The organism is Salinimicrobium profundisediminis, from assembly GCF_026241755.1.
Taxonomy (GTDB): Bacteria; Bacteroidota; Bacteroidia; order Flavobacteriales; family Flavobacteriaceae; genus Salinimicrobium; species Salinimicrobium profundisediminis.
This window is the reverse complement of record NZ_JAPJDA010000013.1, coordinates 25,727-38,982: the sequence shown is the minus strand read 5'-3', so window position 1 is coordinate 38,982 and position 13,256 is coordinate 25,727. Positions and strand designations below refer to the sequence as shown.

At 39.7% G+C, this 13,256-nt stretch carries 14 protein-coding genes, 1 tRNA gene and 1 pseudogene; 5 read left to right on the top strand and 11 right to left on the bottom strand.

Annotation, left to right across the window (positions count from 1 at the left end; genetic code table 11):
- Positions 1–40 precede the first annotated feature (40 nt).
- From OQ279_RS09145 to OQ279_RS09135, 3 genes are all read right to left on the bottom strand, one after another.
- Complete coding sequence (locus OQ279_RS09145) at positions 41–607, bottom strand: formate/nitrite transporter family protein (RefSeq protein WP_266069590.1); 567 nt, start codon at positions 605–607, stop codon at positions 41–43.
- A gap of 615 nt (positions 608–1,222) precedes the next feature.
- A complete protein-coding gene (locus OQ279_RS09140; protein ID WP_266069589.1) occupies positions 1,223–1,909 on the bottom strand; it encodes a DUF2490 domain-containing protein in 687 nt (228 codons plus the stop codon).
- A gap of 752 nt (positions 1,910–2,661) precedes the next feature.
- Positions 2,662–2,738, bottom strand: a tRNA-Met gene (locus OQ279_RS09135).
- Between the two features lie 166 nt (positions 2,739–2,904).
- On the opposite strand from OQ279_RS09135, the gene OQ279_RS09130 reads away from it, so the two are divergent.
- Positions 2,905–3,291 (top strand): START-like domain-containing protein, encoded by a 387-nt coding sequence (locus tag OQ279_RS09130; RefSeq protein WP_266069588.1) that lies wholly within the window; start codon positions 2,905–2,907, stop codon positions 3,289–3,291.
- Positions 3,292–3,341: 50 nt separating this feature from the next.
- Positions 3,342–4,187 (top strand): aminotransferase class IV, encoded by an 846-nt coding sequence (locus OQ279_RS09125; protein ID WP_266069587.1) that lies wholly within the window; start codon positions 3,342–3,344, stop codon positions 4,185–4,187.
- Here OQ279_RS09125 and OQ279_RS09120 read toward each other — a convergent pair.
- From OQ279_RS09120 to OQ279_RS09100, 5 genes and pseudogenes are all read right to left on the bottom strand, one after another.
- Positions 4,184–4,744: a YqgE/AlgH family protein gene (locus OQ279_RS09120; protein WP_266069586.1), complete on the bottom strand. Its 561-nt coding sequence runs from the start codon at positions 4,742–4,744 to the stop codon at positions 4,184–4,186. The two genes, OQ279_RS09125 and OQ279_RS09120, sit on opposite strands and share 4 nt — an antisense overlap.
- Positions 4,745–4,878: 134 nt before the next feature.
- Positions 4,879–5,160: pseudogene (locus OQ279_RS09115) on the bottom strand (HU family DNA-binding protein); the annotation flags it as partial.
- 174 nt (positions 5,161–5,334) lie between these two features.
- Positions 5,335–6,282: a methionyl-tRNA formyltransferase gene (gene fmt, locus OQ279_RS09110; RefSeq protein WP_266069585.1), complete on the bottom strand. Its 948-nt coding sequence runs from the start codon at positions 6,280–6,282 to the stop codon at positions 5,335–5,337.
- On the bottom strand, positions 6,279–8,183 hold the full coding sequence (locus OQ279_RS09105; RefSeq protein WP_266069584.1) for a RecQ family ATP-dependent DNA helicase: 1,905 nt from the start codon (positions 8,181–8,183) through the stop codon (positions 6,279–6,281). Before OQ279_RS09105 ends, fmt begins: the two co-directional genes overlap by 4 nt.
- Entirely contained in the window at positions 8,176–8,712 is a 537-nt protein-coding gene (locus OQ279_RS09100; RefSeq protein ID WP_266069583.1) for an AAA family ATPase, read from the bottom strand. Before OQ279_RS09100 ends, OQ279_RS09105 begins: the two co-directional genes overlap by 8 nt.
- 82 nt (positions 8,713–8,794) lie before the next feature.
- Here OQ279_RS09100 and OQ279_RS09095 point away from each other — a divergent pair, with 82 nt between their 5' ends.
- From OQ279_RS09095 to murA, 3 genes are all read left to right on the top strand, one after another.
- Positions 8,795–9,088, top strand: coding sequence for a DUF493 family protein (locus tag OQ279_RS09095; protein WP_266069581.1), 294 nt, complete (start codon positions 8,795–8,797; stop codon positions 9,086–9,088).
- 103 nt (positions 9,089–9,191) lie between these two features.
- Entirely contained in the window at positions 9,192–9,833 is a 642-nt protein-coding gene (locus tag OQ279_RS09090; protein ID WP_266069580.1) for a DUF4290 domain-containing protein, read from the top strand.
- Positions 9,834–9,848: 15 nt separating this feature from the next.
- Entirely contained in the window at positions 9,849–11,162 is a 1,314-nt protein-coding gene (murA, locus tag OQ279_RS09085) for a UDP-N-acetylglucosamine 1-carboxyvinyltransferase (protein WP_266069579.1), read from the top strand.
- A gap of 128 nt (positions 11,163–11,290) precedes the next feature.
- Here murA and OQ279_RS09080 read toward each other — a convergent pair whose 3' ends face one another.
- The 3 genes from OQ279_RS09080 to OQ279_RS09070 all read right to left on the bottom strand — a co-directional run bounded on the left by OQ279_RS09080 (position 11,291) and on the right by OQ279_RS09070 (position 13,108).
- Positions 11,291–11,590 (bottom strand): HPF/RaiA family ribosome-associated protein, encoded by a 300-nt coding sequence (locus OQ279_RS09080; protein ID WP_266069578.1) that lies wholly within the window; start codon positions 11,588–11,590, stop codon positions 11,291–11,293.
- Between the two features lie 113 nt (positions 11,591–11,703).
- A complete protein-coding gene (locus OQ279_RS09075) occupies positions 11,704–12,171 on the bottom strand; it encodes a hypothetical protein (protein WP_266069577.1) in 468 nt (155 codons plus the stop codon).
- On the bottom strand, positions 12,161–13,108 hold the full coding sequence (locus OQ279_RS09070; RefSeq protein WP_266069576.1) for an aldo/keto reductase: 948 nt from the start codon (positions 13,106–13,108) through the stop codon (positions 12,161–12,163). The genes OQ279_RS09075 and OQ279_RS09070 overlap by 11 nt, the downstream gene beginning before the upstream one ends.
- Positions 13,109–13,256: the final 148 nt, after the last annotated feature.

Genomic DNA, 13,256 nt, shown 5'->3' with positions numbered 1-13,256 from the left:
CTAAATATTTTTCTCTCATCTTTTTAGCTTATAAGAATTATTAGTTATCTGATTTTACCTGGGCATGATTAATTCCTGCCACAATCATTACGCCCCCTATAATGTTTCCGATAAGGGCAGGTAGTGTATAATTGCCGAGGACGGACCACCATCCTGCCTGGTTCATAAAAGCCAGAGTGAAAGTTTCCACAGAGCCTGCTATAACATGACTAAAATGTCCTATTCCAATAATATTGGACGCTGATTCCTTTATTTCAGTCATGGGAACCACCTTATCACAAAGTACTTCTACCTGCCTATTGGGGAATACTTTAAGAATTCGGGTTTTCGGTGCTCGCGGAGGTTTAGGGCCGTAGGTATGACGTCCTGCTTCAGCAATGTAGTAATTTTCTTCTTCGTCAAAAGTAACATCTACCGGATAGGAGAGGCCTGTGTTCACTGCCTCTATACTGTAACCTTCAGGAACAACAATGTCTCCTGTATTAATTTCTCGCTGAGAAGGTTGATTCACAACTTCTTCAGGAGTAGCTGTACACGTTCTTTCAGCATCTTTACAGGAAATAAAAGCAAAAGAAAATAAGAAATAGTAGAAGTATATTTTTTTCATTTTTAACGAAATTCTAATTGATATTGATTCCATTGAAGCTCATGCTTCTTAATGCGCAGGTCTTTTTTTGAGTTATTTTATTTAATCCTTTTTAATGTTTATAGTTTGATGTCAGTTTCCAGACCAAAAAAGCCCTTATCCAGAGTTCCATTTTTTGGCTTACCAGATGACACACAATTTTATGTAGTACTCTTTTATATTACTCCTGTATTTACATTTCATTGGCTACTGTTTGGGCCTGCTGAATAGAACAAAGGGCAGAGTTAGCGGATTTTAACTAAATTAAAATTACAATAACACGCAGTCAGGGAGACTTAAATTTTATGTGTAATATGTTAGTTTTTATGGTTTTAATTATTTTTTAAGAATAAATATTACCATTTGTTAATAATATTTATGTCAGAGTGGGTAAATTTTGAAGAGGTAAGTTAACCGATACAGAGGTGGTGATTCAGAAGTTATTTTGGAAAGAAATAAAATTGTTCTACTTAAAAAATGGTGAAAGCTAAATTTTTGAATTCTAAGTAAGGAGGATATTTAATTTGTAGGCAACGGTGAGGAAATAGTAAAGTGAAAATCATATCTAATATCGAAGTCCAACCTAAGTTGGTTATGCTAAAGGTTTAATGTAGCTCCTGTTAAAATATACAAAGTATTACGCTGTTTTCTGACGTAGTTATCCATTCTATACTGTGGCCCCAGGTAGAAATCCCAAGATCCTATGGAATTAGCCGCCAGTTGAAAGGCAATACGTTGCTCAGGCTGAGGTTTGAAGCTACTTGACATGCTGTACAGTGCTTCTGTGGACAGTTTCAGGTCAAATGTTTTACTTATAGCTCTTGATAATCCTAACTGATACCGAAGCCTGAAAATGTTAATAGAAGGGCTAAATCGCTGTTCAAAACGAACACGATGCCACCACCCAATCCAAATATTACTGTTTTCATTATAATACTGTTGTAAAATTCTGGCAAAATTTTCCTGTTCTGAGTCAAAAGATTTCCTGAATCGATAGCGTATTCCAATGCTGAAATTTGAATCTTCTCCGGTAGAATATTTGACCCATGAGTTTATTTCTAAATGTTCAGTTACGTCTTCAGAAAAATTATTGACATCAATTTCATCGATAAGAATTCCCCTGTTTGCCAGGCCGAATGAATAAGACCATTTTGTCTCCGTGGAGAAATTCAACGTAAAAGTTGGCTCCAACATTAGTGCTTCAGTCTCCTGAGAAAAGACTTTGGGAGTGGTTAATATGAAAAGAGCAATGAAAATTACATTTGCAGAAAAGAATTTCTTCATTGCAGCGAAGCCGGAACATTCTAAAATGAAATTGTTGCTGTTTTTAATATCAAATGGATTTGAAATTTTTAAAGTGGTCGGGGGGGGGCGAAAAAATCTTTGTATTAAAATTAATGGGTAGAAAAGAAAGGCTACTTTTTTTAGCAGCCTTTCAATAGTCTTCAGCACACCAGTTGCAGTGATTTACGCAGTTGGACATGCCTCTTACTAGTTCTTCATTTCTCATAGTTAATTTTTTTAATTTGTTTCGAAATTACAGCTTAACGACGAAAAAGACCTTTTGGTTTTAAGGGCAAAACTTTAATTATTATGGGTTTTATGAAATTTTTAGGAGACTTTAAAATCTGTTTATTGTTTGACTTGTTACACATTCCAAAGTAAGTTTTCAGTAAACAACCTCTTGAATTCTGAGATTAGATTTAATTTTTTTGAATTAGCACTACATACGACGCATTACCTTTAACTGTTGTATTTCTCACATCTTTAATGTTCATAGAAGTCTAAGTCACCCAATTTCTGAACTGTTTGTCTAAATAAAGGTGGCAATCCAAAGCGCTTCGCTGAAAAATTATAGAAAGTGCGAACGCAGGTCTATTTTGAATAAGTTAAATTTTCAATGTGAAATTTGCCTTTTAATGAGATCAAAAACGAACAATTTAAATGTGAATCTGGAAAAATTTAATATTCTGTACTTATTCTGTACTAGGGTAAAATAAAAAAGGCCTTCGATTTCTCGAAAGCCTTGATTTTACTGGTAGCGAGAACGAGATTTGAACTCGTGACCTCCGGGTTATGAATCCGACGCTCTAACCAACTGAGCTACCTCGCCATGTTTCTAAAAGAGGCTACCTGTAAGGGCTGTGCTATCTTTTAGCGGGTGCAAATATAAAAACATTTTATCTTGCCGCAAACTATCTTTTAGTAATTATTTAAATTGATTTCTTTTTATGTTTCTAATTAATATTTATATTGCCCGAAACTAACAAAACCGCAGCATGGACGATAAAATAAAGTTTGAAATGGAATTTCCAATCCAGGCTTCCCCTTCTTTACTCTACAACTATATCGCAACCCCGTCAGGCTTAAGTGAGTGGTATGCAGATAATGTAAATTCGCGCGGAGAATTATTTACCTTTATTTGGAACGGAAGCGAAGAAAAAGCAAAATTACTGAGCAAGAAATCTGGAGAAAGAGTGAAGTTTCGGTGGTTAGCCGATGATGATACACAATATTTTTTTGAATTGCGTATCCAGGTAGACGAGATCACCAAAGATGTTTCTATTATGATTACCGACTTTGCTGAAGAAGATGAAATAGATGAAGGGAAAATGTTGTGGGAAAATATGATTTCAGATCTTAAACAAGTACTGGGTTCAGTTTAGAAATCCCTTATTTAATACTACCTTTGCCCGTTTTAAAAACGGGTTTTTTTATGGTTAATATCAACGGACAGTTGTTTGAAGAAAAAGAGGCCTCTCTTTCTATTGCTAACCGTGGCTTTGCTTATGGAGATGCGGTGTTTGAGACTATTCGCGTAATCAATGGCAGGATCATTTTCTGGGAAGATCATTATTTTAGGTTAATGGCATCTATGCGCATTATGAGAATGGATATTCCTGCTACTTTCTCTCCTGAATTTCTTGAAGCTGAAATTTTACAAATTGTACGTGAAAATGACCTTTTTGACACCCAGGCACGTGTGAAGCTCAATGTGTCCCGACAAGCAGGTGGTTTCTACACACCTCAAACCAACGAAATAGACTATCTCATTACTGCTGAAGCTCTCCCTGATGCTTTCTACCTTTTAAATGAAGACTTCTATGAAGTTGAACTTTTTAAGGATCATTACGTAGCTAAGGGATTACTCTCTACGTTAAAAACTAATAACAGGGCGGTGAATGTCTTGGCAGGTATTTACGCCATTGAAAATGATTACCACAACTGTTTGCTGCTCAACGAGCAAAAAAATGTTGTTGAGGCACTCAATGGTAATATCTTTTTGGTAGTTGGGAATGTTATTAAAACGCCTCCAATAACCGACGGTTGTTTAAAGGGGATCACCCGTGGGAAGATCCTGGAAATCATAAAGAAACTGCCCGATTACACTTTTGAAGAGGCTTCTATCTCTCCCTTTGAATTGCAAAAGGCAGATGAGATGTTTATTTCAAACGTAGTAATGGGAATACAGCCGGTCAAAAAATACCGAAAGAAAGAGTACAGCAGTGAAGTGGCTAAAGTGTTGCTTGGCCGTCTAAATACGCTGGCCAGATTAAGCTAGTTGTATGAAGGATTCTCTGGAGCGTTAGACCAGATTATATAGTTGCCACCTAACTGGATCATTTTATCTTTCCAGAAAGTGCGTGGTTTACGGTTTAAAATGTCTTTATGATCGTTGTTTTCGGCCACTATCCAGGAATTTGCATTGAGTTCCTGGTTTAATTGATCAAATTCCCACCCGGAGTAGCCTAAAAAGAATTTAATCTCTTTATCACTAATGAGGTCCTCATTGATAAGTCCTTTAACCGCCTCAAAATTTCCGCCCCAGTAAATTCCGCTGGCAATCTCAACGCTATCAGGAATAAGATCGGGGACTTTGTGGATAAAGTAAAGATTGTCCTGCTCCACAGGTCCGCCATTGTACACCTTGAAATTCCCGGTAATATCTGGCAGAAGATCTTTGAGTGCAAAATCGAGTTCCTTGTTCAGGATAAAACCCACAGAGCCGCTCTCGGTATGATCGGCAATGAGCACCACAGATCTATTGAAGGAGAGGTCTCCTGTAATGGCAGGCTCGGCAATAAGAAGTAATCCTTTGGCAGGTTTTAGTGTAGTCATTTCTTCAATAGTTTCTGCAATCTTTTACCTAAATCTAAAAAAATATTGTACAGCGTCAAATGAGAATATACAATATTTAACAAAAAAACTCCCCCGTTTGGGAGAGTTTAATATTTTATTAGCTTTTGTGAATGTTAGTTCACAGCTTTTTGAAGATCTGCACCTGCTTTGAATTTTACTACATTCTTAGCACCAATCTTAATAGTTTTTCCTGTTTGAGGGTTTCTTCCTTCTCTTGCAGCTCTTTTAGAAACTGACCAGGAACCAAATCCTACTAATGAAACGCGATCTCCTTTTTTAAGAGATTTCTCAACATTCTCAAGAAAAGATTCTAGCGCTTTTTTTGCAGCTGCTTTAGAAATCCCGGCATTTTCAGCCATTGCATCAATTAAATCTGTTTTGTTCATAATCTGAGTTTTTAATAGTTGTTGGTTGAACTTTTAATAATTTGCTTTACAAATTTATATGGAAAACTTTCCCATGCAAGTAATATCAAGGGAAAAGCCGGATATTGTTAATAACTTCGGTAAATTGTTGATAACCTTAGTTGATTTTTTTGGAAATACGCTAATATCAGCATTTATAAGGCCTCACAGAACTTTGGCGTTAGGATAAAATTCATAGCCGTTCAAAAGATCCATAATCGGCATCTTTTTCTTTCCGGGAAGCTGAACTTCCGTAAGTACCAGGAATCCTTCTTTTACCGCCACTTTTACTGTTTTTCCTTCCTGTACAATTTTCCCGGTAACATTTTCGTGTTCAGTTTTTTCAATATCGCTGGCGTAGATCTTCATGATCTCCTCCTTGTTGCCATTACTCAACATGGTCCAGGCGGTAGGATAGGGGCTTAGTCCGCGAATAAGGTTGTAGGTGTTTTCTAAAGGTGCTTCCCAGTTCACCCTGGTATTTTCCCTGTCTAGCTTATAGGCGGTCTTTAAATCGTCGCTTTCAGGTTGGGCAGTCGTTTTAACCTCTCCTTTCTTAATGGCCTCTAAAGTCTCTAGAATAAGGTGAGATCCGGTCTGCATAAGTTTGTCGTGCAATTCTCCGGCACTTTCAGTAGGGGTGATGGCTATTTTTTCCTGCATGATCATTTCCCCGGTGTCAATCTTTTCGTCTATAAAAAAGGTCGACACGCCGGTTTCTTTTTCTCCGTTAATTATAGCCCAGTTAATAGGGGCTGCCCCGCGGTACTGGGGTAGTAATGACGCATGAAGGTTAAAAGTTCCAAATTCCGGCATTTTCCAAACTACTTCGGGCAGCATTCTAAAAGCCACTACTACCTGTAAATTAGCGCTGAGTTCCTTTAGTTCGGCTAAAAAATCATCCGACTTTAAGTTTACCGGTTGCAGTACTTTCAGGTTTTGCTGAATTGCAAATTGCTTTACTGCCGATGCCTGGAGTTTTCTTCCCCTACCTGCAGGCCTATCGGGTGCTGTGATAACTCCCACAACATTATATCCTGCTTCCACTATGGCTTTGAGTGAATAAACAGCAAATTCGGGCGTACCCATAAAGACAATTCTCAAATCTCTCATAAATGTTTTAATTTATATTTATTAGATGCAGTGATAGCCAAAGCTCCTTTCTCAACCAGTAACTGTAAGACCTTAATGATTTGATCTTCCTGGAAATCAAGTCTTTCAACCATCTCTCGTGAAGTGTATTGCTGCGCTTCCAGGAGGCCTATAATTGCAAAGTAAATCCTTTTCATCTCCTCACGGTCAAGTTTGGTCTTTAAAGGCCGGCAAACAGAACAAATTCCGCAGGGCTCAGTTTCCTTTTCTCCAAAATACTGCAACAGTTGTTCACTTTTACACTGCCTGTCGTTCTCAACATATGCAAGCACCTGCTCAATTTTTTCCTGTTTAGTCTTCCCCTGAAGTTTTATGTAAGGTATTAAAGGATTAATAGTGATGTCGTCTTCCCGGGGCACCAAAAATGTGATTTTTGTGTCGTGTTGATCGTGTTCAAAATTAACTATATCTTCTTTTTGAAGCTGTTGGAGCAGCTTTGTCGCTTCCTGAACTGTAGTTCCTGCTTTCCCGGCTATCACCTGTAAATTTAGTTCAACCATGCTGTCAAAAGCCCCGCCATAGGTGCGTAAAATGGATTTTACAACAGCATCAAACTGCGGATTTGCTTCCAGGTACCAGTTGATCTGTTTTCCTGTAACCAAAAACTGAATTCGTGTTTTCTTCTGAAATTGCTCTGCCAGCGTCAGGATGCTCATCCTGTCCAGTAACTGCATCGTATTATAGGCGAGCAAAGTGTTAAGCTCGTATTTTTGGCAAAACTGGTAAAAGTTGAAATAGTGCTCTGTGCCTTCACCTTCGCCATAGGCTATCCTAAAATAAGAATTCAGTTTTTTGTAAACCAGTTTTACCATCTCAACTCCCGGAAGCGTGGCCAAAAACTGATTTTTAAGCAGGGGAATATCACTCTTGTTGGTTAGCACAACTGCTTTGGCAGGTTTCCCATCCCTTCCGGCCCTTCCGGCTTCCTGAAAATAGCTTTCAAGGCTCTCGGGCAGGTTCAAATGTATCACTGTACGCACATTTGCCTTGTCTATACCCATCCCAAAGGCGCTGGTGGCTACCATTACCCTTTTATCTTCTTTAAGCCATTGCTGCAGGCGTAAGGATTTTTCAGATTTTGGGAGTCCGCCGTGGAAAGAGGTGGCAGAAATGCCCTTTTTGAGCAGGTATTGCTCCAGTTCAATAGTGGCCTTGCGAGACCTAACATAGATAATTCCTGCTTCGTTGTGCTCCCGGAGCAATTGCTCCATGTAGTAATTTTTGTCCTGGGCCTCTTTTACAATATATGCCAGGTTTTCTCTTCGGAAGGATTTCTGAAGCAGTTTTACATCCTTCAATTCCAGTTGCTGCGCGATATCCTTTACTACCGGAAGTGTTGCCGTGGCAGTCAACGCCACTACATTAACATCAGGTTTTAGTTGGCGCAGCAAAGATATGTTGCGGTAGGCAGGTCTAAAGTCATGGCCCCATTGTGAAATACAGTGCGCTTCATCTACAGCAATAAGGTTTACCTGCATTTGTTTGATGCGTTCCTGCACCAGCTCCTGCTGCAATCTTTCGGGGGAGAGGTAGAGGAACTTGTAATTTCCGTAGATGCAATTATCCAGCATGGTGTCCACTTCCCTAAAATGGATTCCGCCGGTGAGTGCCATGGCTTTGATGTTTTTTGCCTGCAGGGCCTTTACCTGGTCTTCCATGAGGGCGACCAGGGGCGAGATAACGATGCAAATTCCGGGTTGTATGATGGCGGGGACCTGAAAACAAAGGGATTTTCCGCCGCCGGTGGGCAGCAGGGCAATGACGTCCTGCTTCCGAAGTAATTGTTCAATAATGTCATTTTGCAGCGGTCTAAAGCTGTCAAAGCCCCAGTATTGCTTTAATATGTCTTCGGGGCTATTCAAGGTGGTTAAGAATAAACAGGGTCCGTTCGGCAATGGTGCCTTCGGGGACTTCTATAGCTTCATAACCGTGAAAGGCATAGCTGCGGGCCAGCTCATCATGAATCTCTACTGCCTGCTCATAACTTTCATAGCGTTCGTTGTCTTCAGTATATATCTGCTTCCACGGAGGCAAAATAAACACCCTGTCATAAACATATTCTTTGCACACGCGATTAAATACGGGAGGATATTCATTTCCGAAGTAATTCATGTAAGCCACAACATCGGGCACACCGCGATCTAGAAAGACCATGTTGGTCTTCTTCTCATGAGCCTCCTTAAACTGCTTAATTCTTCCTTCGAGCAAGAGTTCGCTAAAGAGCAGAGGGTCTTTAAGAAACAATTGATCAATTCCCTTTTTTTGAGACTCTCTTATGATCTCCCGTGACACTTCATGAAAACAAAAATATCCGTGTTTTTCAAGGGCTTCAATGACAGATGTCTTTCCTGTACCGGGACCGCCGGTTATTACAATCTTTCTGGTATTCACCCGGCAAATTTCGCGATTTGCATCCAATTTAAAAAATAGATTCTAAAATGTATCTTTGCAGGAATCATGAAGCAAGATTATTATGAGCGAAGCTAAAGACCCGGAAGAATTTTATCGCAAGCTAAAGTCGCAATTGCTGGACACTGCAAGCTGGCCGTCTATTTATTTATATAAATTTATAGTGCCCACAAAACCTGAGAAAATACAGGGGGTTGAAGAGATCTTCAACAATATGGGCGCCGTTATTAATACAAAGCAGTCCAAAAAGGGGAACTATACGAGTGTTTCTGTAAATGTGAAAATGCAGGATCCCGATGCGGTTATAGCCAAATACAAGGAAGTAGGACAAAAAATTGAAGGAGTGATCTCACTCTAAATAATTGCAGGATAATTTAGTAGAGCTGCTTTTTTCCTGAATAATTTATTTAATTTGCAGTCGATAAACTTCTGCAGTATATTATCACCTAATATTATTCATTTTGACAAACGAATTAGAATATAACTCCGAAAGGAGTAAACTCATCATTCCTGAGTATGGAAGACATATTCAAAAGATGGTTGAACACGCCGTAGAGATCGCAGATGATGAAGAGCGCAATAAAGTTGCGAAAGCTATAATTTCAGTGATGGGGAATCTCAATCCTCACCTTCGGGATGTACCCGATTTTCAGCATAAACTTTGGGACCAGTTGTTCATAATAAGTGATTTTAAACTTGATGTAGAAAGTCCTTACCCAAAACCATCCAGGGAAATACTGGAAGAGAGACCTGAACGTATGACTTACCCGCAAAACTTTCCGAAGTATCGTTTCTACGGAAATAACATTAAGCGGATGATCGATGAGGCAAATAAATTTGAAGATGGGCCCGAAAAAGAAGGTCTTGTCTTCACAATTGCCAATCACATGAAGAAGTCTTACCTGAGCTGGAATAAAGATTCTGTTGATGACAAAGTGATCTTTGAGCATTTAAGGGAACTAAGTGACGGTAAGATCAATTTAAAAAATACCGAAGAGGACCTTAGCGAAGCTTCAGAACTTTTGAGAAGCAACAAGAAATTCACCTCTAAAAAGCCGGTTAAAAAGTCAAATAACAGAACACGCAGCCGTAAACGATACTAAAATTACGAATTTTCTATGGGATCTTTTCAAATTGAAGGAGGGCATGCTTTAAAAGGGGAAATTCAACCCCAGGGAGCAAAGAACGAAGCTCTGCAAATTCTTTGTGCCGTATTGCTCACTTCCGAAAAAGTTACAATAAATAATATTCCCGACATCCTGGATGTCAATAAGCTTATTCACCTGCTAAAACAGCTGGGTGTGAAGGTAGAAAAAATTGGAAAGGGATCTTATACTTTCCAGTCCGATGAGCTTGACCTTGATTACCTTAAGAGTGAAAAATTCAAGGAAGAAGGAAGTGGACTTCGGGGTTCAATAATGATCGTGGGGCCAATGCTGGCAAGATTTGGTCAGGGTTATATCCCAAGGCCGGGTGGCGATAAAATTGGGCGTAGAAGACTCGATACGCATTTTGAAGGCTTTATAAAACTTGGAGCCGACTTCCGTTATAATAAAGAGGAACGGTTTTACGGGGTGGAAGCGCCAAATGGTTTGAAGGGTACTTACATGTTGCTCGAAGAAGCCTCGGTAACCGGAACTGCCAATATTGTGATGGCAGCTGTACTTGCAAAAGGCAAGACTACTATTTATAATGCCGCTTGCGAACCATACCTGCAACAACTTTGCAATATGCTTAACAGTATGGGCGCAAAGATAAGCGGGGTAGGTTCAAATTTACTGGAAATTGAAGGAGTGGAATCTTTAGGAGGTTGTACGCATACCATACTTCCCGACATGATCGAGATTGGCTCCTGGATTGGCCTTGCCGCCATGACCAAAAGTGAGATCACTATAAAGAATGTAGGCTGGGAACACTTAGGTTTGATCCCCGCTACTTTTAGAAAGTTAGGTATTCAAATGGAGCGAAAAGGGGATGATATTTACATTCCGGCTCATACCAATGGTTATGAAGTGCAAAGTTTTATTGATGGCTCCATTATGAGTATCAGTGATGCACCATGGCCAGGATTCACACCCGATCTTTTGAGTATCATGCTGGTTGTGGCTACCCAGGCGAAAGGCGATGTGCTCATTCATCAAAAGATGTTTGAAAGCCGACTCTTCTTCGTCGATAAGTTAATAGACATGGGGGCCAAGATCATTCTTTGTGACCCGCACAGGGCTACAGTGATAGGACATGATTTCAAGTCTCAGCTAAAAGCTACGACCATGGTTTCTCCTGACATACGCGCAGGGATTTCCCTTTTAATTGCAGCGCTTTCTGCAAAGGGAACTTCAATAATTCATAATATCGAGCAAATCGACAGGGGTTATGAAAATATTGATGAGCGCCTGCAGGCTATTGGAGCCAGAATTAAGAGAGTAGCTTAATCGGAAAGAACCAAGAGTCAAGAGACAAGAATCAAGACTAAACAGATATAAAAAAAGCTGCCGGAAAGAGATTTTTCCGGCAGCTTTTTTTATTCGTATACATTATACCTTATACAATATACAATTGTTTAGTGGCTTTGCATTTCGGCTTTACGTTTCTTAAGTTGTTTTTCGAGGTCTTTAACGGTTTCGGCAGCAGCGGCTTCAAAGCTGTCAGAATTTGAGGAGGCATGGATCTTTGGGCCCGGAAGGCTCAATTCTATAGCACAGGTTTTCCCGTTGCCGTTGGTTGATTTTTCTTCCTTAAACATTACATCTGCAGAGATGATCCAGTCATATTTATTTTCAAGTTTATCAAGTTTTCTCTGAACAAGTTGTTCTGCCGAAAGTTTTGTGTCTGCGTGTACAAATTGAATGTTTGTCTTCATATTCTTCTTTTTTACTTAAAATATACTTCTTCAAGATAGCAAAATTGCTTCGAAAAGTGGTTAGTTTATAAAAAATATAACGTTCCAAAAATGGCATTTTCCTCAGTCTTTTCCTACTGCTGAAGCCTGGAAGCAACTTCTTTAAAAGTTACCTTATTATTTTCCTGAAGTTCATATTCAAAAATTGATTTTCCCTGTACATGGCCATCATCATAGATTGCCAGCACCCAGTTTTCAGTGATTACCTGTACCTGCCTGAATTCCATAGTGCCACCAAGCACAGGATCTAACGGAATCAGATCTTTTTGCTGTTTTAAAGCCTCAGTAATATGTTTTTTGGGATCCTGAATGTCTTCAAATTTCTTTCCGAAGTAAACCGGGATAGTCTCCTGATCTTCAGTTATAACCGGGCGGTTTTGCAGGGAGTCTATGAGCTGCCTTTTCTGGGTGAGTTCCTGTGAAAGGGAATCAATTTCCTGATTTTTGGACTCTAGCTCCCTATTCTGATTGTTGCAGCTGCTTAAGGCTCCCAAAAAGAGGAGCCAAAGTGCCATTTTTGGAAGGTATGATCTATAAGTCATAGATGTTGTTGTATGAATTGCCTGGAGTGACAAAGAACTCGCCGGTCACGTATCTAAAATGGCGTTCTATTCCCGCGATTTTCTTAAGGTCTTCTTCATCTAATTTTACATTGATGCTTTCCAGGTTTGAAATAATGTGTTTCCCGGTAGTAGATTTAGGGATAACTGCTGTGCCACGAGAGACCGCCCACTTGATGAGCACCTGCGCCGGGGAAACATTGTGCTTCTCAGCAATTTCAACAATTGCAGGTTCTTCTAAAAGAGAAGGTTCATCTTCAGCTTTCATTTGCGCACTGCGATCGCCACTTCCTAGCGGAGAATAGGCGGTATTGTGAATATTGTTTTCGCGGCAAAACTGTATAAGTTCAGGTTGTGGTAAGAATGGGTGGAGTTCTACCTGGTTCATTTCAGGGGTTTCGGTAGTTTGTGACATAAGGTCGTCCAGCTTTTTACTGCTGAAGTTTGATACCCCAATGTGCTTAACCAGACCTTGCTTTTTTGCTTCGATCATGGCATTCCAGGTTTCAATAATAGGGACTTCTTCAAGAGAAAGATAGTCGTCATCGTTAGACGGGAAACCAACCCCGTGTTTAAAAGCTACCGGCCAGTGCATAAGGTAGAGGTCGAGGTAATCTAATTGTAGATCGTCTAAAGTCTTTTTAAGGGCAGGAATTACGTGCTCTTTTTTGTGAGAATCGTTCCATAGTTTAGAGGTAACCCAAACATCTTCCCTTTTTATTTTGCCCTGAGCAAATATGTCTTTAAATGCACGTCCAATTTCGGCTTCATTGCCATAAGTGGAGGCACAATCTATATGGCGATAACCGTTATTAAGTGCAATTTTTACTGCTTCTTCAACTTTTCCCTTACCCGATTTCCAGGTGCCCAGGCCTATAGCCGGCATGGTATCTCCGTTTTTAAATTTAAGTGTTTCCATAATATTGTTTTATAAGCTTAAATTAATGAGGAAAAGGCTGCTGCCAAAGGAATTTCTATGGTTTAGCAAATATTTAGTGTTCAGTGCTCAGTATTCGTATTAGTAAGTACCCGGTAAAGATTTGAATGCTGTGGTTTTGCCGTAGTAC

Excerpts from the sequence above, each read along its gene's own strand:
- OQ279_RS09080 (WP_266069578.1), bottom strand. The coding sequence starts at position 11,590 with ATGAAGACAAACATTCAATTTGTACACGCAGACACAAAACTTTCGGCA.
- OQ279_RS09140 (WP_266069589.1), bottom strand. The coding sequence starts at position 1,909 with ATGAAGAAATTCTTTTCTGCAAATGTAATTTTCATTGCTCTTTTCATA.
- OQ279_RS09075 (WP_266069577.1), bottom strand. The coding sequence starts at position 12,171 with ATGACTTATAGATCATACCTTCCAAAAATGGCACTTTGGCTCCTCTTT.
- fmt (WP_266069585.1), bottom strand. The coding sequence starts at position 6,282 with ATGAGAGATTTGAGAATTGTCTTTATGGGTACGCCCGAATTTGCTGTT.
- murA (WP_266069579.1), top strand. The coding sequence starts at position 9,849 with ATGGGATCTTTTCAAATTGAAGGAGGGCATGCTTTAAAAGGGGAAATT.
- OQ279_RS09130 (WP_266069588.1), top strand. The coding sequence starts at position 2,905 with ATGGACGATAAAATAAAGTTTGAAATGGAATTTCCAATCCAGGCTTCC.
- OQ279_RS09125 (WP_266069587.1), top strand. The coding sequence starts at position 3,342 with ATGGTTAATATCAACGGACAGTTGTTTGAAGAAAAAGAGGCCTCTCTT.
- OQ279_RS09095 (WP_266069581.1), top strand. The coding sequence starts at position 8,795 with ATGAGCGAAGCTAAAGACCCGGAAGAATTTTATCGCAAGCTAAAGTCG.
- OQ279_RS09145 (WP_266069590.1), bottom strand. The coding sequence starts at position 607 with ATGAAAAAAATATACTTCTACTATTTCTTATTTTCTTTTGCTTTTATT.
- OQ279_RS09120 (WP_266069586.1), bottom strand. The coding sequence starts at position 4,744 with ATGACTACACTAAAACCTGCCAAAGGATTACTTCTTATTGCCGAGCCT.
- OQ279_RS09070 (WP_266069576.1), bottom strand. The coding sequence starts at position 13,108 with ATGGAAACACTTAAATTTAAAAACGGAGATACCATGCCGGCTATAGGC.